At 69.7% G+C, this 17,989-nt stretch carries 19 protein-coding genes and 3 pseudogenes; 9 read left to right on the top strand and 13 right to left on the bottom strand.

The genetic code is table 11. The features are described 5' to 3' along the window. Positions 1 to 41 precede the first annotated feature (41 nt). From K2224_RS16830 to K2224_RS16815, 4 genes are read right to left on the bottom strand one after another with little or no spacing between them, the layout of a single operon-like run. Positions 42 to 434: an ATP-binding protein gene (locus tag K2224_RS16830; protein ID WP_221907311.1), complete on the bottom strand. Its 393-nt coding sequence runs from the start codon at positions 432 to 434 to the stop codon at positions 42 to 44. A 23-nt stretch (positions 435 to 457) separates the two neighbouring features. Next, positions 458 to 916, bottom strand: a complete 459-nt coding sequence (locus tag K2224_RS16825) for a pyridoxamine 5'-phosphate oxidase family protein (protein WP_221907310.1) — start codon at positions 914 to 916, stop codon at positions 458 to 460. Then, positions 913 to 2,655 (bottom strand): SulP family inorganic anion transporter, encoded by a 1,743-nt coding sequence (locus tag K2224_RS16820; protein ID WP_260692698.1) that lies wholly within the window; start codon positions 2,653 to 2,655, stop codon positions 913 to 915. Before K2224_RS16820 ends, K2224_RS16825 begins: the two co-directional genes overlap by 4 nt. After that, complete coding sequence (locus K2224_RS16815; RefSeq protein ID WP_221907309.1) at positions 2,652 to 2,993, bottom strand: metalloregulator ArsR/SmtB family transcription factor; 342 nt, start codon at positions 2,991 to 2,993, stop codon at positions 2,652 to 2,654. The genes K2224_RS16820 and K2224_RS16815 overlap by 4 nt, the downstream gene beginning before the upstream one ends. A gap of 157 nt (positions 2,994 to 3,150) precedes the next feature. On the opposite strand from K2224_RS16815, the gene K2224_RS16810 reads away from it, so the two are divergent. The 7 genes from K2224_RS16810 (at position 3,151) to K2224_RS16775 (ending at position 8,176) form a co-directional block, all read left to right on the top strand. Next, positions 3,151 to 3,504: a zinc ribbon domain-containing protein YjdM gene (locus K2224_RS16810; RefSeq protein WP_221907308.1), complete on the top strand. Its 354-nt coding sequence runs from the start codon at positions 3,151 to 3,153 to the stop codon at positions 3,502 to 3,504. 280 nt (positions 3,505 to 3,784) lie between these two features. Continuing rightward, positions 3,785 to 4,228, top strand: a complete 444-nt coding sequence (locus K2224_RS16800) for a hypothetical protein (protein ID WP_221907307.1) — start codon at positions 3,785 to 3,787, stop codon at positions 4,226 to 4,228. A gap of 156 nt (positions 4,229 to 4,384) precedes the next feature. Further along, positions 4,385 to 5,668 carry a glycosyltransferase family 4 protein gene (locus tag K2224_RS16795; protein WP_221907306.1) on the top strand — a complete coding sequence of 428 codons (1,284 nt, stop codon included), beginning with the start codon at positions 4,385 to 4,387 and terminating at the stop codon, positions 5,666 to 5,668. 139 nt (positions 5,669 to 5,807) lie between these two features. Continuing rightward, entirely contained in the window at positions 5,808 to 6,269 is a 462-nt protein-coding gene (locus K2224_RS16790) for a MarR family winged helix-turn-helix transcriptional regulator (RefSeq protein ID WP_221907305.1), read from the top strand. A gap of 47 nt (positions 6,270 to 6,316) precedes the next feature. After that, positions 6,317 to 7,138 (top strand): NAD(P)/FAD-dependent oxidoreductase, encoded by an 822-nt coding sequence (locus tag K2224_RS16785; RefSeq protein ID WP_221907304.1) that lies wholly within the window; start codon positions 6,317 to 6,319, stop codon positions 7,136 to 7,138. Positions 7,139 to 7,163: 25 nt separating this feature from the next. Further along, positions 7,164 to 7,511: an NAD(P)/FAD-dependent oxidoreductase gene (locus tag K2224_RS16780; protein WP_221907303.1), complete on the top strand. Its 348-nt coding sequence runs from the start codon at positions 7,164 to 7,166 to the stop codon at positions 7,509 to 7,511. Then, positions 7,508 to 8,176, top strand: coding sequence for a VC0807 family protein (locus tag K2224_RS16775; RefSeq protein WP_221907302.1), 669 nt, complete (start codon positions 7,508 to 7,510; stop codon positions 8,174 to 8,176). Before K2224_RS16780 ends, K2224_RS16775 begins: the two co-directional genes overlap by 4 nt. A gap of 44 nt (positions 8,177 to 8,220) precedes the next feature. Here K2224_RS16775 and K2224_RS16770 read toward each other — a convergent pair whose 3' ends face one another. From K2224_RS16770 to K2224_RS16760, 3 genes and pseudogenes are all read right to left on the bottom strand, one after another. After that, positions 8,221 to 9,423 carry an IS110 family transposase gene (locus tag K2224_RS16770; protein WP_221909414.1) on the bottom strand — a complete coding sequence of 401 codons (1,203 nt, stop codon included), beginning with the start codon at positions 9,421 to 9,423 and terminating at the stop codon, positions 8,221 to 8,223. 305 nt (positions 9,424 to 9,728) lie between these two features. Beyond that, the gene (locus tag K2224_RS16765; protein ID WP_221907301.1) at positions 9,729 to 10,010 is read right to left on the bottom strand and encodes a hypothetical protein; all 282 of its coding nucleotides are present in this window, start codon (positions 10,008 to 10,010) and stop codon (positions 9,729 to 9,731) included. 40 nt (positions 10,011 to 10,050) lie between these two features. Then, positions 10,051 to 10,616: pseudogene (locus K2224_RS16760) on the bottom strand (IS5 family transposase); the annotation flags it as partial. Between the two features lie 18 nt (positions 10,617 to 10,634). Between K2224_RS16760 and K2224_RS16755 the strand changes: the two are divergent. Beyond that, positions 10,635 to 10,859: a Clp protease N-terminal domain-containing protein gene (locus tag K2224_RS16755; RefSeq protein WP_260692697.1), complete on the top strand. Its 225-nt coding sequence runs from the start codon at positions 10,635 to 10,637 to the stop codon at positions 10,857 to 10,859. 297 nt (positions 10,860 to 11,156) lie between these two features. Beyond that, entirely contained in the window at positions 11,157 to 11,648 is a 492-nt protein-coding gene (locus K2224_RS16750; protein ID WP_221907300.1) for a class I SAM-dependent methyltransferase, read from the top strand. A 139-nt stretch (positions 11,649 to 11,787) separates the two neighbouring features. Here the strand turns inward: K2224_RS16750 and K2224_RS16745 are convergent. From K2224_RS16745 to K2224_RS16720, 6 genes and pseudogenes are all read right to left on the bottom strand, one after another. Further along, positions 11,788 to 12,356, bottom strand: a pseudogene (locus K2224_RS16745) (histidine phosphatase family protein). Between the two features lie 105 nt (positions 12,357 to 12,461). Then, positions 12,462 to 13,718 (bottom strand): M20 family metallopeptidase, encoded by a 1,257-nt coding sequence (locus K2224_RS16740; RefSeq protein WP_221909751.1) that lies wholly within the window; start codon positions 13,716 to 13,718, stop codon positions 12,462 to 12,464. Between the two features lie 497 nt (positions 13,719 to 14,215). Next, positions 14,216 to 14,422: pseudogene (locus K2224_RS16735) on the bottom strand (transposase); the annotation flags it as partial. Positions 14,423 to 14,902: 480 nt separating this feature from the next. Beyond that, a complete protein-coding gene (locus K2224_RS16730) occupies positions 14,903 to 15,832 on the bottom strand; it encodes a hypothetical protein (RefSeq protein WP_260692696.1) in 930 nt (309 codons plus the stop codon). Between the two features lie 404 nt (positions 15,833 to 16,236). After that, complete coding sequence (locus K2224_RS16725; RefSeq protein WP_221907299.1) at positions 16,237 to 17,004, bottom strand: oxidoreductase; 768 nt, start codon at positions 17,002 to 17,004, stop codon at positions 16,237 to 16,239. Positions 17,005 to 17,209: 205 nt separating this feature from the next. Beyond that, positions 17,210 to 17,794, bottom strand: coding sequence for a TetR/AcrR family transcriptional regulator (locus K2224_RS16720; RefSeq protein WP_221907298.1), 585 nt, complete (start codon positions 17,792 to 17,794; stop codon positions 17,210 to 17,212). Positions 17,795 to 17,989 lie beyond the last annotated feature (195 nt).

Below are 17,989 nucleotides of genomic sequence, written 5' to 3'. Positions count from 1 at the left end.
CTTGCGGGCCGAGGTAGCCGGACAGCGAGAGGATGCCCAGGTCACAGCGGCAGGGTGATCCATACGCTCTTGCCGCCGCCGTCCGCGTCCGGCCGGACCGTCCAGGTGCCGCCCCATTCGGCGGTGAGTTCGGCGACGGTGGCCAGTCCTCCGGGGCTCTGGGGGAAACTGAGCGGATCGGGTGCGTAGGGGTCGCGGTCGTGGACGGCGAAGGCCAGCACGTCGGCGCCTGCCGCGTAGGTGACAGTGATCTGGGGCGAGCACTCAGCGGCGTGCTGGACGCTGTTGGTGACCAGCTCGCTGAGCACCAACAAGGCCGGCCCAAGGACGGGATGACCGAGGCTGATGCGCCAGCCCGCATAGGTCAGCTCGGCCGTTTCGCGGGCCAGCCGGACCGAGGCGGGAACATTCGGCGCAACGAGCACAGAGCGCATCGGCAGGACAACGGGCTGGGCGGTCACCGGGACGAGGGCCTTCCTGCGCCAGGCGGCGCCTTTGCGGGACCGGCGGCGTGTGCGAAGCGGTAGCCGTTGACGGTCTGCGGATGGATACGCAGCAGCGTGTCGTGCGGGCCGTGGACCCAGCCCGACAGGGTGCGCCGGTAGTGGCCAGTCTCGCCGGGGTCGGTGACGACCTCGGCAAGTCCGGATGCACTCACTGCCCAGCCGGTGCCCGTTGTCGGGTTGATCTGATCGGCGTGGTACGTGACGGTGACCCGGGCGGCCAGGGTAGCCGCGGGGACAGGCGTGCGGACGATGAGCCGCCCGTACTCCAGGACATGCACGGCCGGGCGAACGGCGATCACATCCCGCTGCTCGTACACCAACCGGCCCAGCGAGGCGCCTGCGAGAAGGTACAGGGCTTCCTCGCCGGAGATGTCGACCATGCGGCGCGCGGCGGTGGGTGGGGTGGTCATCGGGGGGACTCCTCGGTGATCACGGGGACGGGAGCGGCCTTCTGGGCGGGGATCGGGAGGACTCCGGCGCACTGCAGGTGGGCGCAGGCGCCGGCGATGGCCTCGGGGGTGGTGTCGTACTCCCGGCCCTCGTGGCGCAGCAGGTCCAACGCGCCGACGGAGTCCAGGACTTGACGCTGGCCGGGCCGTATGCCGGAGGTCATCACGATGATGCCGCGCCGGTTCAGTTTCTCTACGGCGTCCTTGAGGACGAGCGCGCCGGTGGCATCGATGGTCGTCACCCGCGACATGCGCAGGATCACCACCCGTACGTCGGCGACCTCGGACAGTTCCAGCAGGAAGCGGTGGGCGCCGGCGAAGAACAGCGGCCCGTCCATCCGGTAGGCGACGATGTGCTCGGCCAGCAGCGGGTGTTCCTCCTCGCGGTCCTCACCGGGCAGGTGCGGTGCGAAGGGGACCTGTTCCATCCGGGCCTGCTTGGCCACTGCCCGCAGCGCCAGCGCGCCCGCCACCACCAGGCCGATGATCACCGCGTACACCAGATCCAGGGCGAGGGTGGCCACAGCGGTCAGCACCAGGACGACGGCATCCGAGCGGGTTGCCCGCGCCATCGCCCGCAGTGATCCGACTTCGACCATGCGGACCGCGGTCGCCAGCAGCACACCGGCCAGCGCAGCCAGCGGGATCTTGGAGACCAGCGGCGCAGCCGCGAAGACGATCACGGCGAGGACGGCGGCGTGTGTGAGGGCGGCGAGCCGGGAGCCCGCGCCGGTGCGCACGTTGACGGCGGTACGGGCGATGGCTCCGGTGGCCGGGACGCCACCGAACAGCGGGGCGGCGAGGTTTGCCAAGCCCTGCCCGAACAGCTCCTTGTCCGGATCGTGCTTCTGCCCCACGGTCATGCCGTCCGCCACCGACGCCGACAGCAGCGACTCCAACGCGGCCAGCGCCGCCACCGCCACCGCCGGGGCGAGCAGGGAGCCGAACGCACCCGGGTCGAGGAAGGACAGCGACGGTGCGGGCAGGCCGGCCGGAAGGTCACCGATCGGCTTCGCAGCGTCCAAGTGGAAGAGCTGCGCAGCAAGAGTCGCGGCGATCACCGCGACGATGGAGAAGGGGACGGCCGGCCGCCACCGGGCACCGATCAGCATGATCGCGGCCACGGCGAGCGCGAGGCCGACGGCCGTCCAGTCGGGGTGCCGTACGAACGTCTCGGCCGCACGCCAGGCCACCACCAGGACCTTGTCACCCTCCGGCTTGGCCACACCCAGCGCGTTGGGCACCTGCTGTAGGCCGATGACGCAGGCGATCCCGAGCGTGAAGCCCTCCACCACCGGCGCGGGCACGTACTGCATATACCGACCGGCCCGCGCCACGGCGAGGGCGACCAACATCAGCCCCGCGATCAGTCCGACGGTGAGCACACCGCCTGGCCCGTACTGCGCGACGATCGGTACGAGGACCACGGTCATCGCCCCGGTCGGCCCGGACACCTGCAGGTTCGAACCACCGAATAGCGCGGCCAGCGCGCCCGCGACCACCGCGGTCGCCAGCCCGGCCTCCGCCCCCAGCCCCGAGGAGACACCGAAACCCAGGGCAAGGGGCAGGGCCACAATGGCCACGGTCAGCCCGGCCAGCAGATCCCGCCGTGGATTGCGGCCCATCGCCGCCAGATCAGCGCGACCAGGCAGCAGGGAACGGACCGGGCCCCAGGCCCGGCCCAGCAGAGGAGTGCTCACTCGGCGCCGACCTCAGCATCCCGCAACTCGGCCAGCAACTCGTTCCGCCCGGCCAGCATCTCGGTGAGGATCCGCCGCGCCGCCCTCATCAGTTCCGCGACATCGCCACCCGCCAGCTCGTAGACGACGGTGGAGCCCACGCGTGCCGAGGTGACGATGCCCGAGCGTCGCAGCACCGCCAGCTGCTGCGACAGCGCCGCGGGCTCGACCTCGATCTCCGCGAGCAGGCCCCGCACCGGCATAGGCCCGTCCTGCAACAGCTCCAGCACGCGGATACGCACCGGATGCCCCAGCATCCGGAAGAACTCTGCCTTGGCCTGATACAGCGGGACCAGCACGAACGCCCTCGATCACTCAAATCACAGCCCCGCCATCGACGGGGCACTCCATAGGTGTCGTGCCCGCGGCTACTACGGGCACGACCGCTACAGCATGTAGGCAATTGCATATTTTTGCAATTCACGATCCCGCTGCAACCTGAAATACACTGTCCCCGTGACCGAGAATCTGCCGCCGTGCCCCGAGTGCTCCAGTGCGTACACCTACGAGATGGGCGCGCTCCTGATCTGCCCCGAGTGCGGACACGAGTGGTCACGCGCGTCCGCTGAACCCGCCGGTGAAACCGGGGGCAAGATGATCCGGGATGCAGTCGGGAACGTCCTCGCGGACGGCGACTCGGTAACCGTGATCAAGACCTTGAAGGTCAAAGGCAGTCCCGCCGGCATCAAGGCGGGCACCAAGGTGCGCAACATCCGGCTCGTGGACGGAGTGGACGGCCACGACATCGACTGCAAGATCGACGGATTCGGCCCCATGCAGCTCAAGTCCAGCGTGGTCAAGAAGTCCTGACCTGACACTTCGTCATTCCTAGTGGCTCTGCACGGACGGTTGACCAGGTGATCAGTTGGAGCCGCGGAGTCTCCGCCGGCCACGCTTCCTGGCATGAAACCGTGATCGACGCCCTGGCTTCTTCCGAGGTGGACTGCCTGGAGCACCGGTGGGGTCAGCTCCGCCGCCAGTACCCCGGCGTGACGTGGCCGTTGAGGTAGACGATGGGGATGCCGGGGCCGCCGGTGTCGGTGACGGCCAGGGCCGTGTCGTCCACCGGCAGCATGCCGGTCCACGGGAAGTGGCCGAGGACGCCGACCGGCCGATCGCCCACCACGAGGTCCCGCTCTCCCAGGTCCGCACCCGATCCGCCGATCTGGCCGCCATGTTCGAGTACTTCACCACCGTCGGCCTCGATGTCGATGTCGCCGGGCTGCGACGCGACTACCCCGAAGTCGGCTGGCACACCTTCACCGACTGGGCCGCCGGCCAGGACTGGCCCACACTCACCGCCGCCATCGACGCCGTGCTCGTCGAGAGCTGGGCCACACGCCCCGCACCGGACCGACTCTCCCTCACCCCCGACGGACGTCAGCGCCTGGCCCGCATCGCCGAACACGTCGACACCTTCCGCACACTCTCCACCGCCGGCATCTCCCAGGACGAGTACTGCACGGCCGTCCACGTCCTCGAACGCATGACCCGCAACCTCGAAACAGCGACAGACACCACCCCCACGCCATAAGCCCTCACGAAAACGCCCAGTTAGCCGGTCGTTGCGCGCCGGGCGCACGAGCGGTGGGGCGCGCTACCTCCTCACTCCCGCACGCCGGCCACGTTCCGCCGCGAACCCCGACGCCCTGTGGAACGACGCCGGCACCCTGTGGAATAACGGGGACGCATGCGCATCGCCTTCCTGATCCACCACGCCTACGGCATCGGCGGGACCATCCGCACCACGTTCAATCTGGCCAACGGCCTGGTCGAGCGGCACCCGGTCGAGATCGTCTCGGTGTTCCGATACCGGACGAAACACCAGCTCTTCCTGGACCCGCGGGTGCGGCTGCGATCCCTGGTGGATCTGCGGAAGAAGAGCGCGTCCTACATGGGTGACCATCCGCTCGCCAAGCGCCCCGCGAAGGTCTTCCCGTGCGAGGACGGGCACTACCACCGGTACAGCGAACTGACCGACGAACGGCTCGGCGCCGATCTGCGGGGCCTGGACGCCGACATCGTGATCGGAACCCGGCCGGGCCTGAACATGCACATCGCCCGGCAGGCCCCGCGCCGCCTGGTGCGGATCGGTCAGGAGCACCTGACGCTGAACACCCGTCCCACCCGACTGGTGCTCAGGGTGCGACGGCTGTATCCACGGCTGGACGCGATCACCACGACCACCGAGGCCGATGCCGCCTCCTACCTCCGCCGGTTGCGGCTGCCGGGTGTGCGGATCCAGGCGATGCCGAACAGTGTCCCGGATCCGGGGATTCCGCCCGGCACACTGGACGCCAAGCATGTCGTCGCGGTCGGCCGGCTGGCTCCGGTGAAACGGTACGGGGACCTGATGCTGGCCTTCGTCAAGATCCGGGCCGAGCGGCCGGACTGGGGTCTGCGGCTGTACGGCGGAGGGCCTCAGAAGGAGGAGCTGTCACGGCTGGTGAGCCAGCTGGAGCTGGACGACGTCGTGACGTTGATGGGCCCGGTCACGCCCGTCGAACCGGAGATGGCCAAGGGCTCGATGCTGGTGGTCTCCTCAAGCATGGAGTCGTTCGGCATGACCATCGTCGAGGCGATGCGGGTCGGTCTGCCGGTCGTGAGCACCGACTGCCCGCTGGGGCCGGGAGAGATCATCGAGCACGGCGTGGACGGGCTGCTGGTCCCGCCGCGTGATCCCGGGGCGCTGGCCGACGCGATCCTGGAGTTGATCGAGGACGACGGGCGCCGCAAGCGGATGGGCCGGGCGGCCCTGGAGAAGGGCCGCCGGTATGACACGGCGCGGATCGTCGCGAGGTACGAGGCGTTCCTCCAGGAGTTGCTGGACCGCAAGGCGGGCGCCCGGGGACGCTTGCGCGGACTCGGTCATCAGGCGACGGCGTACGGCGTGGGGGCGTGGTACGTGACCAAGGACCGGATCAAGGCGGTGGCCGCAGGGCCCACTCGCGCTCGGCGGCGGTGTCTCGGTTGAAGCACCTTGAGCCCCGTCTGTGAGCGAGCGCAAGGCTGGCGTCAGACTGGAGGTTTGCTCCTCCTGAACGGACCTTGGGTGTCCGTGGCCCTGCACTGATCTAGTTGATTAAATAAATCAACTAGATTACGGTGATGGCATGCGACCAAGCAGAGATGACGTGGCACGGTTGGCGTTCGCGGTGAACGCGGTGGCCGCCGGTGTGGAACGGGCCCGACGCAGGATTCCGGAGGCGGCGTCCCTCGCCGTCCTCCAGGTGCTCGGCTGGGCGGAGCGGGAGGCCCCGGACAAGGCGGTGCGTCCGTCCGATCTCGCCTCCGCCCTGGAGGTGCACCGATCGGCCATCACCCACCAGCTGAAGGCGCTTCAGCAGGCCGGCCACGTGACCCTGACGACCGATCCGGCCGACCGCCGCTCCAGCATCGTCACGCTCACCGCCTCCGGGCGGCACGAGCTCGACCGGCTGGCCGAGCAGGGCCTCGACCGCTTCACGGCCTTCGTCGCCGACTGGGACGCCGCGGACGTGCGGACCCTGGCCGAGCTGCTGACCCGGTTCGAGGAGTCCAAGGCGAAGGTGGGCAATCCGCACCTGGATCGGTGATCACGCGGCGGAACACACGACCAAGAGCACACCACCTGGGGGATCGCGTGACACTGCGGGTACTGATCGCCGGTGCGGGCGTGGGCGGCCTCGCCCTCGCCCAGGCACTGCGCCAAGCCGGCCTGGCCGTGACGGTCTTCGAGCGGGCGCCGACGGTGGCGGCCGGCCGGCGGGGATACCGGATCAACATCAACCGCGTGGGCGGCGATGCCCTCGCCGCCTGCTTGCCGGAGGAACTGTTCCGGCTGTACCTGGCCACCTCCAACGACGAGGCGCGGGCCCGGGTAGCCGTCTTCGACCACCGCATGCGCCCGCTGTACGCGACCGACGTCGGTATCGACGGCACTGCCGTCCCTCGGGACCACACCGGGGTCAACCGGCTGACGCTACGCCAGATCATGCTGGCCGGCCTGGAGCGGGAGGTGCGCTTCGGACAGGAGGTGGTCGGCTTCGAGCAGACCCCCGACCGGGTACAGGTCCTCCTCGCCGACGGCTCGACCGCCGAGGGCGATCTGCTGGTCGGAGCCGACGGCGTGGGCTCGGCCGTGCGCGCCGGACTGCTGCCCGACGTACGGACCCGCGACACCGACGTCCGCTGCCTGTGGGGGCGCACGACACTGAGCCCCGCACTGCGGGACGGGCTGCCCGCGCCGCTCTTCGACCGGGTCGCGGTGACGGTTGCCCCGCAAGGCCACATCGGGATCTGGGGGGCCTACCGCGCCCGCCGCCGCCGTGACGCCGCCGGTGTCACTGGACCCGGAGCCCGACTACGTGATGTGGGTGCTCAGCGGCGGACCGGGGGGACCGTTCGCCGGCGAGGAGCAGTGGCGTACCGCGTCGCCGGCCGGGCTGCACCGGTACGCGGCTGACGCGACCACCGGATGGCACCCCGCCTTGCACCAGGCCGTGCGGGAGGCCGTCCCGGAAGACTGCTTCGTCCAGAACGTACGGGTCGCCGACCAGCCGCCCGCCTGGCCGGCCGGCCGGGTCACCCTGCTCGGCGACGCGATCCACCCGATGTCGCCGGCCGGCGGCACCGGCGCCAACACCGCGCTGCGCGACGCGGCCGTGCTCGCGGACAAGCTCACCGCCGTCCGGCATCCCGCCGGGCTGGTATCGGCGGTGGCCGCGTACGAGACAGAGATGCGCCGGTACGGATTCGCCGCCGTAGCGGAGTCGCTGCACTACGGCGAGCGGTTCGCTCAGGCGATCCGCGATGCCGGAAGGGAGACCCAACGATGAACAGGACCCTGCGGGCCCTGCTGCCCGTCCTGTCCGACCTGATCGTTCCGACAGTCGTCTACTACGTGCTGCACCGGCTCGGCGTCCCCGACGTGCCCGCGCTGATCACAGCCTGCGCGGCCACCGCCGGGTACACCGTTCCCTGCATGATCCGCGGCCGGCGGGTGGATGCGCTCGGCCTGCTCGTCATCGCCGAACTCGCAGCGACAGCCGCGTTGCTGACCGTCTCGGGGGACGCCCGGCTGGCGCTGCTGCGCCCCAGCGTCTACCTCACCGTCGCCGCCGCCGTCTTCCTGCTCTCCTGCTGGCGCGGTCGCCCGCTCACCTACACCACAGCCACGCCGATGGCCACCAAGGGCGATCCGGAGCGGGCCGCGGCGTACGAACGCAGTTGGCACAACTCCCCGCAGATGCGGGCCACCCACCGCCGGCTCACCGCCGCGAGTGCCACAGCGATGCTCGGCTACGCCATGCTGAACGTAGCGATCGTCTACTCGTTTCCGGTCAGCCGGGCCGACGGGCTGCAGAAGGTGCCGGGGATCGCTCTGATCCTCGCGATCGTGGTGATGCTCCGTTCACGCGTACCGCGACTGTCCCGCATCGTCGACGCCGAACAGCAGCGGTCCGCCGATGCGCACCAGCCGTCCACGGCCGCACGCGCATAGGAGAGTTCTGAAGATCTTGCGGGGGGGTGCCCCTATGGGTTTCGTCAACCCGTGGGGGCTGGTTGGGGTTGGTAGAAGGTGCCGTCGCGGAGCATGGCGAAGAGCACGTCGGCTCGTCGTCTGGCGAGGCAGAGGAGGGCTTGGGTGTGGTGTTTTCCCTGGGCGATCTTCTTGTCGTAGTAGGCCCTGGAGACGGGGTCGGCCAGGGCGGCGAACGCGGAGAGGAAGAAGGCGCGTTTGAGCTGTTTGTTTCCTCTGCGCGATGGCTGTTCGCCGCGGATGGAGGACCCGGAACTGCGGGTTGCCGGGGCGAGGCCGGCGTAGGCGGCGAGGTGGGCGGCGCTGGGGAAGCTGCTGGCGTCGCCGATGTCGATGAGGATGCGTGCTCCGGTCCTGACGCCGATCCCCGGCATGGACGTCAGGACCTTGGAAAGAGGGTGAGCCTCCAGCAGTTCCTCGATCCTTGTGGCGAGGAGTTTGCGCTGGTCAAGTACCGACTGGAGCGAGCTGGCGAGGCTGGGGACGATCAATGCGGCCGCGGCCGTGCCTGGCACGACCACTGTCTGCTCGTCCAGGGCGGTGAAGATGTCATCGACGAGCCGTTCCGCCATCCGTGGTGCCTTTGGGCGGATCAGGTTCACCAGCCGACGCCGTCCGGCCTTGCGGACCTGGGCCGGCGAACCGCACTGGTCGAGCAGCTTGAGCACGGCTGGGTGCTGCATTCGCGGTCCCAGTACCCGTTCCAGCGACGGGTGGATCTGTGTCAGCAGTCCCCGCAGTCTGTTGCTGATGCGGGTGGCTTCGCCGGCCAGGTCGTCGTCGAAACCCACGATCATTTCCAGCTCGGCTACTGCCTCGTCGGCAAGCTCGACGGCCCGCAGAGTGTGCGGCATCGACCGGGCCGCGTCCGCGATGATGAAGGCGTCGCGGGCGTCGGTTTTGGCTTCACCGGGGTAGAGGTCGGCGATCCGCCGCATCGTCAGGCCCGGCAGGTAAGCCACGGGGCAGTCCATGTCGCGGGCCACGGCCAGCGGCAGGGCGCCGATGGAGGCGGGCTGGTCGACGACCACGAGCACGGTGCCGTGCTTGGCTTTCAGCTTGGCGAACACGTCGCGGAGCTTGGGTTCGCTGTTGGGCAGCCGCTTGTCGAAGGCCTTCCTTCCGGCCGGAGTGACGGCGGTGGCGTGGTGTTCGCTCTTGCCGACGTCCAGGCCGAGGAAGGCGCCGATCTCACTGACGTCGATCACGTGCGTCCTCTGGTCGTTCCCGCCCGGCCGTCCCACGGCACCGATCGCCACATCCACATTACGAAGAGCCTCCCGACCTGCGGACAAGCCGGTGGTCATGCCCCTAATCAGCGGTCTGTCGATGCCTCCGGAGCCGGTGACACCACCCCCCAGGCCATACGTTCGACAGGGGGAGAAAGTCATGCCAACTCCGAAGGCCGGGCGCCCCATTGCGGGGCCACCAAGAAGGTAATGGGGGGGCTGGCTGTGGGCCGGGGAGCCTCTAGGGCGTGTTGTGAAAGTGGGCGGGATCGCTGTCTGACGGCTCACAACCCACGGATGGCTTCGGCCAGGTCTGAGCCGTAGGCAGCCCAGCAGATGACAGAGCCGTCGGTGCCGAGCTGCCCCATGAACCACTCGTCGCCGGCTCTTGCAAGGCACAGGTCATGGAAGGAAAGGATGACGTCAGGCTGAAGGACGTCATAGTCGGTGGAGCCGTGCTCTTCGACAACGACGAGTCGTTCAAGCGAGAGCAGATCCGCTTCGGCGTCACCTGATGCGGAGCGGACCTGCTCGATCGTCCACCCGTCGGGAAGTTCTGCGTTCACCGCCCCATGATCGCAGCAGGTGGTGTCTCACAACCTCGTTGATTGCGGCGACCAGCACGGTCGCGTGATAGCGGACGGCGAACTTGTCATACCTCGTGGCGACCGCGCGGTGGCGCTTGAGCTGGTTGATCCCGCACTCGACCGCGTGCCGCTGCTTGTAGTCGTCCTCGTCGAACTTGGGAGGGCGGCCGCCTCGGGAGTCGAACTTCTGGCGGTTGCGGATCTGGTCCACCTTCTCCGGGACGGTGCACTTCACGCCGCGTCGGCGCAGATAGGCGCGGTTCGCACGGGAGCCGTACGCCTTGTCCGCGCGGACCCTGTCCGGCTTCGTGCGAGGTCGACCAGATCCGATTCGGGGCACCCGGATTCGGTCGAGGACCGGCTGGAACTGGGGACTGTCGTGCCGCTGGCCGGCAGTGACAAGCAGGGAAAGCGGCTTCTGTCCCTGCTCGACCGCCAGGTGCAGCTTGGTGGTCAGCCCGCCGCGCGAGCGCCCGAGGCCGTGATCGTCCGGCTCGGTGTCGATGCCTCCGGGAGGCTCCTTTTGGAGAGCCCCTTTTTACGCGCCCCGGCGGCGTGCTGATGAGCGCGAGCGATGGTGGAGTCCGCGGAAGCCGACTGAGCATGGGCGCCTCCCAAGCAGCCGAGCGGATTGCCTGGACTCCCTACTCCCGCAAGGCAATCTCTATCGCCGAGGGACGATCCGAGCAGAACAGCTCCGATCGCATCGACTGCGACGATCTCCTCATCGGCCTCGCCCAGGTCGGCCGCGGAGTTGCCGCCTCAGCCCTGACCGATGCTGGCTTCGACCTGGCAACCCTCGACAGCGCATCAGCGGACGCCTGCTGATCGAACCGGTCCCAGACTTGCTGTCTGTCTCAACGAACCGAGTCCGCGCGTCTCACCCAATCCAGTCCATGCAGGTCAACGCCATCCGGGCGACTCACTTCGTTGAGACAGAACAGTCCTCCTCGCGTGTGTGGTGCCAGTGCTCGGCCGAGGTGAGCCGCGCCGGCTGCGACATCCAGCACTTGTGCGTCGGCTGAGGGGGCGAGCTGTTCGAGGATCCAGCCCGCCGGCGGCGAACCCCTCATCGGTGAAGGTTGTGGCCTGGATCCTGAACTGTTCCCGGACCGCATCGTTGTGATGTCCCGTCATGTGCGTCTCTACCTCGACGATCAGTTCGACCTGGTCGTGTGCCGACTCGCACTCCATCAAGTCGCTGATCCGGCGGCGCTGGTAGGGGAGATGGTCCACGTCACCCGCCCAGGCGGCTGCATCGGTGTCACCGACATGATCGCCGATGAGGACTCGGAGCTGGCCGAGGAGACCAATCGACCGGAACGCCTGCGTGCCCCGAACCACAACCGGACCCTTTCGCTCACCGAGGTGCACGCCTTGCTGGAGGCCGCTGGCGCTTCGGTGGCCTCGACCGCCGTCCGTGCCCACGATCTGGACCTGAAGGACCGGCTGACCTGCAGCCAGACACCGGCCCCGGTGCGCGCACAGATCCGGACACGCCTCGAAGAGGAACTCGCCGGCGGCACGGCAACCGGCCTGCGCCCCGCATGCGGCGACGACCAAGCCATCAGCTTCACCCACGCCTGGGCCACCGTGACCGGTACCCCGCGGGATTGAAGACAGCGGCTGAACGCAGTTCGAGACCGGGAATCTTGGCCGCCTTACACCGCTTCGCTCCGGGCCTCGGCGGGGTCGGCGCTGCGATCGACTTCAGCCGCTGAGCCCGTGCTCTGGGCGGTGCTTCAGTCGGGTGCGGTCAGGGGGCAGGGTTCAGCGGGCGCCCGCAGTGCAGGTTCCAGCGCGCGGAGCGGCCGGTGAGCGTGGTGAGTGAGAGCGGTAGCACGTCGAGCCGTCAGAAGACGGCCTGCGGCAGGCCGAGCGCGTGCACGACCGCTGCACGTACCACGGCGGGGTCGACGTCGGCGAGGACGCGGTCGTCCTCGGCGCCTTGCGCCTCCAGCCAGGCGCCGATCCGGTCGGTCAGCGCGACCATCGGCTCGCCCCCGTGCGGCGCGGCTGCCGGGTCCGCCAGCCAGGCCGCCACCACCCGGGGGTCCGTCGCGGCCACCTCGTCCAGCATCCGGCCTCGCCAGGTCCCCACGTCCAGATCCCGCAGGTCGGCTGCCGGGAGCGCGTCGAGTCCAAGGGCGAGCGCCGTCTCGCGGCAGCGCGGGGCCGGGGCACACAGGTACCGATCGGCAGCGAGATCGCCGCGGCGCGTGCCAGTCGTAGTCCGGTGGGGTCCAGGGAAACCCCTTCGTCGAACCGTGGTTGCCGTACGGCCGGGTTCATCGCCGGCGCTACGAGCATCACGCGCACCGTCATGGCGTCTCTCCCTTCGATATCGGCATCACGGAATTCGTGATGGTGGCCTGCTGCTCGGCGATCTACGGCACTGTGACCGTTGCTGCCATCCGCCTCTGGCTCCGCTCATGACCCGCCGGACAGGCCATAGTCGCTGGACGCGCCGGGCAGGTCCTGGGCCCTGTGGGTCCGCTGCGCGATCCAGCCCGTCATGGCCCGTACGCCGATGCCGATGGCGCGCTCGTCCGGGGCGAAGTCGGGGTAGTGCGGATAGCTGGTGGTGATGGGTGCGCCGGGGGCACGGACGCCAAGGAAGGTGTACGTGCCGGGGATTTGGTCCAGGTAGAGGGCGAAGTCCTCGCCGCTGAAGGGAGGGAACGCGGCATGGAGCACGGTGACCGCGTCCCGGCCCCGTGTGCGGCGCAGGCGGTGGGCGAGCATGCGGGCGTCGCGTTCCGGGCAGAGCATGGCGGGGAACGGCTCGGTGGGGAAGCTCACCCCGGCCCCCGCGTGGGACATGGCCAGTCGGCGGATGCCCTGGCGTACCTCCGTGTAACGCTCCTGCGGCCAACAGCGGTAGGACACGCTCACCTTGGCCTCCTGTGCTCTGGCCCGGATGGCCACGAACCGGGCCAGCGGCCCGTTGGGCGTCTGGGCGTCGGCGACGATCCGCTCGATGTCCGCGGGGGTCTGTGGAAGTGGCACCGTGGCGAGCGTGCCGATCTCGGCGGCCAGGCGCCGCGCGGCATCGTGCGCGTCCGGCCCGGTGAGGGTCACCTCCGCATTGTCCTGGCCCGGCATCCCGTAGCCGGGGGTCACGGCGAACCGGCCGACGGGGAACGGCCCGCAGTGCAGCGCGTGGATCTCCTCGACGCCGGTGCGCTCCAGAACGCCCGCGTCGATCACTGCGCGGGCTCCGGCGAGGGTCTCCTCGGCCGGCTGGAAGAGGAACACCACCGTTCCGCTCAGTCGCTGCCGCAGCCGCGCCAGGACCTGCGCGACGCCGAGGGCCACCGTGGTGTGGATGTCGTGCCCGCAGACGTGGGCCGGCGCCGAGCCGCCCCCGACGATGTCCTTGGGCGGCACCGCGTCCATGTCCGCCCGGTAGGCGACCGTCCGGCCCGGACGCGAGCCGCGCAGGACGCCGACCACGCCGTGGCCGCCCACCCCGGTGGTGACGGCCAGCCCGGCCGCTCGCAGCTCCCGGGCCACCACACCGGCGGTACGCCACTCCTGCCCCGGCATTTCGGGATGCCGGTGTATCTCCCGCCGCATCTCGATCAACCCGCGCTCCAGGCAGGCCACTTCGGCGTCCACCGCGCCTTGTGCCACCGGCTCCCGCCACCCGCCGGCGACGGCCCTCCCCGCAGATCCCCACACCATCGCCGCACCGGCTGCCGCCGTTCCGGCCAGCAGCGTACGGCGCGCCAGAGCGTGCTCCGTGGGACGCTTCACTGTTCCCCCTCTGTGATCCGTCAAGTGGTCTTCCGGATCGTCCGCCGGGAAAGTCGACTCTCTCGGCACTGTGTGTGCCGTCGCCGCCCGGGGGAGCGGAAGACCTGTTGGTACACGATCACTCCATGCGGATGGCGATGCCCATCCGGCGAGCCACCACTTGGGGGTGGGGGTAACCCCAGCCCGGGGACTGCTGCCAACGCGGACCGGTCAGTCGACCCGTCGGACGCGCTCTAGCCTCGATCTTTCGTGATGGCTTGTCAGTTCAACTGGCTGGAAGTTCGGGTTTGTTGGGGTGGCTGCGGGCGGGGTGAGAGCCCGGCTGTCGCGTCGGGCGGGCGCCGGGTTCCACGGCTCCGGGAAATTCGTTCAGGCTCGCCGGGACGGGACCGCGCTGGTCAGCCGGGAATGGGCAGGGCGTCGAGCCGGGCCAGGGCGCCGGTGAGAGCGAGCAGGGGCATCCAGGCGAGCAGGTCGAGGGCGATCTGGACGGTCTCCAGCCAGAACTGGTTCTGCGCGCTGTCGTGCAGGGGCAGGTTGCGCAGGCCGGTGGTGCGGGCGGCGCGGGTGCGGTCCTCGGCGCGTGCCCGCCGGCGGTGTCGGAGCTCCAGCTCCGCGATCTTCTGGCCGGTGGCTGCGCGCCGGCAGGTAGAGCAGCTCCACCCCGATCTTCGACAACTGCCTGTGGCGGCCCTTGAACGCGTTGGCCGTGTGCGCCGAGACGTTGTCCAGCACCACGGTGCATGGCCTCGGGCGCGCCCACACCGGTATCGCCTCGGCGCCGAGGCCGTCGGCGGCCAGCTCCAGGGCACCGTCGCCGCCGGGCAGACCGGCCACCTTCGAGCAGACGAACTCCACCGCGCGTTGTCCGGTGCGGGACCAGGTGTAGCCGGTGGGCATGGTGGGAGCGAAGCCAGTCTCATCCAGGAAGAGCAGGTCACGTTCTGCGGCGTTTGCCTTCTGCCGCAGGACCTCCAACTGAGCCCGGGCGGCCTGCTGGAGGACGGGATCAGCCTGGTGCCGCACGTTGTCGCGGGTCCGTTTCCAGCGGAAGCCCGCACGGTGCAGCAGCTCGCCCAGCCAGCCACCGGCGGCCCCCGGGACGTGGAGGTCTAGTCCTCGGTCCACTTGTTGGTGTTGCCGCCGGTGCCCGCACCTCGCGGTCCCGGGCGGCTCCACCACCGACCAGACGGACCTGACTTGGCCGAGGGCTGGTGCACGAGAGGCCGGTCGCGGCGTCGGCCGGAGCTGTGCAGCCGGTGGATCTCCCACCAGGCCACCGCCGTCACCGACACCGGGCCACCGAGGAACGCGCGGACGGCGAGCGGCACCGGGCCCGGCGGCAGGCCGCCCGCCGACAAGCCGAGGAAGGCGAACACCCAGACGAGGACGGTGGTGACCAGCGCGGGCAGCGCCGCGTGCAGGGTGGACAGGTGGAAGGCGTGGCCCAGCGCCGGACCGGAGGCGAAGCAGAGGAAGAAGATCAGCCACCAGAACGGTGCCCAGCACACGACCATCACGAGCATCACGAGCACCCAGAGCAATAGCCCGGTCGGCCGGTTGGAGTTGCTGGACAGCAGCCCCATCCCCTCGATCGCCGCCATGAACCACAGCGGCACCAGCGTCCAGGCACCGAAGTACCACAGGGCCGACCGACCGGCCGGCCACAGCTGCGTCCGCATGGCCCGCCGCATCCCGGGCCTGGCCACACAGAAAAGCAGTGCCACCACCACCGCCGCGCTCAACAGCGCCAACCAGGGGGCGAACAAGAGCCGTTGCAGGAACTGCTGCTGTGCGTCCGCCACGTCCTTCCAACCACCGAACACGGCCAACAGCGCCCCCGACATGACGAGGCCCGCCCAGGCCCGCACCCGCTGTACCCGCAGCACCTCGGGATCCTCGACGAGCCCTTCCGGGCGTACGGGGAAGACCCGGCGTGCCATGCGGCGGGCCGTACCGGCCAGTTGGTAGCCCACCAGCAACGGCACGGTCAGCCACCACAGGCACGGGAGGAACAACACCAGCAACACCCACGGGGACATCTGCTCCCGCCGCCCCCGCAACACCTCACCCAGCGGCGGCCATTCGTCCTCACGCAGCCGTCGCCACAGCGGCGGGTACGGCCGCGGCGGGTCGCTCGTGGGTCGCGGACCACCGTATGGCGACCGCCCGGATGGGCGGGAGCGTCGATGCTCATGGCGTCCCTTCCACCGGCCCCCGGAAAGGGACGCGCCCGGGGCGGCCACGGTTCCCGACCGGGCGTCCTGTGGTGCTGAGGCGCGCCGCGCCGGCGTTCGCGGGACGGTAGCAGAGACGTGAGCCCGGGCCTCTCGACGTGATCACATCTCATCGAGCAGTTACGGGACAACGCCAGTGCTGCCTTGGGCCACGTTCGCCCTGCGGACCACAGCTCGTAGCCCTTGATCGGGAGGCCGGGCCCGGGGGATCACACGGTCTTGAGCTGTCCGCCGTCGACGACGAAGTCGGCTCCGTTGACGGCCCTGGTGCGGCCGGAGGCCAGCATCCGGACCACCTCGGCCACCTCCTCCGGTTCGGTGAGCCGGCCGGTGGTCAGCCCGGCCATGCCGGGGAAGCCCTCCAGGAACTCTTCGAGGGACTTGCCTGCGGCGGCCGCCAGTCCCGCGCCGAAGCCGTCGGCGTCCGTCCAGGCGGGGGTCCGGGTGGGGCCCGGGGAGACAGTGTTCACCCGGACGCCCTTGGGGCCGAGTTCCATGGACAGTGCCTTGCTCAGGTTGGTCAGCGCGGCCTTGGCGGCGCCGTAGTCCACCGTGGGCGGCTGCGGCCCGCGGGCACGTGCGGACGAGACGTTGACGATCGCGCCCTGGCTCGCCACCAGGTGCGGCAGTGCGGCCCGTATGGTGCGGACGACGCCGAAGAAGTTGAGCTCGAAGGTGTGCTGCCACTCGGCGTCGTCGATGACCGCGAACCCGCTGGTGCGTGGGGAGAAGGCGCCGACGTTGTTGACGAGCACGTCCACTGAGCCGAAGGCCGCGTGTGCCTGCCGGATCAACTCGGCCGGCCCCTCCGGGGTCGCCAGGTCCACGGAGACGGCGAGCGAGGACGCCTCCTTCAGCTCCTGGGTGACGGTGCGGGCGGCGCCGACGACCCGGAAGCCGTCCTCCTCCAGGCAGCGGGTCACGGCGAGGCCGATGCCCTTGCTCGCGCCTGTCACCACGGCTGTCTTCACGGTCATTTCATTACTCCTCGGATAGCGGTGGGGAACATCGCTGTGCTGTGCGTTCGTCAGCGAAAGGAGGGCCGCAGGGGTGATGCACCCCTTGGACCTGCTTGGCCCTCGGACTCGCTTGCAGGCGTGCCGGATGCGTACCTTGAGCAGTTCAGGCTCGATGGACGTACGGCTCAGGCCCCTTTGTCATGGCCCTGGTGCGGTGAAGCGGTCACTCGGGCAGTGCGGTGAGTGCCGCGTCGATGATCGAGACGAGCAGCTCCCGGTCGGGCACGGAGATGCTCATGATGCGCAGTCCCTGCACCATCGTGGTGAGGAACCCGGAGATCGCGTCCACGTCGGTCTCGTAGGGGATCTCGCCGGCGGCGCGCGCGGAGCGCAGGGCGGAGGCGAAGGCGGCCAGGGTTGCCGTGATGGCGTCCCGCGCGATGCGGGCCGCGCTCTCGTCCTGGGCCACGCGTTCGACGATGGCGCCCACGAGGAGGCAGCCGGGGCGCTCCGTGTCGGCCAGTGATCCGTCGACCCGGTCCAGCAGCAGGTCGCGCACGGCCTGCCGTACTGGTACCTGCCGGGCGAGTTGGTCGCGCAGGTGCCGGTTGGTGCTCTCGACGTAGTGGCGCAGGGAGCGCTCGTACACCTCCTGCTTGCTGCCGAAGGCCGCGTAGAGCGAGCCGCGCCCCAGGCCGGTCGCCTCGCACAGGTCCGCGATCGAGGTCGCTTCGTACCCCTTCACCCAGAAGATCTGCATGATCTTGAGAAGGGCCTCGTCCGTCGCGAAGCCGCGCTGTCTCGTCATGGCCCCGACCGTAAGGAATCTTGAACGTTCGGTCAAGTAAGTGGCCTGCATGGATCCCTTTTGCGTCATCGCTCGACGCAAATGCACTGGATTAAGCCCGGTTCACGGGTAGTTGCGCGGCGCGGCTTCACTTCTTACTGGACTGATCGATCCAGCATGGCTAGCGTGATGTCTTGTCGGTCGGGCGTCCTTGCC

Source organism: Streptomyces sp. BHT-5-2, assembly GCF_019774615.1.
Lineage (GTDB): Bacteria > Actinomycetota > Actinomycetes > Streptomycetales > Streptomycetaceae > Streptomyces.
This window is presented reverse-complemented; position numbering and strand designations above follow the sequence as displayed.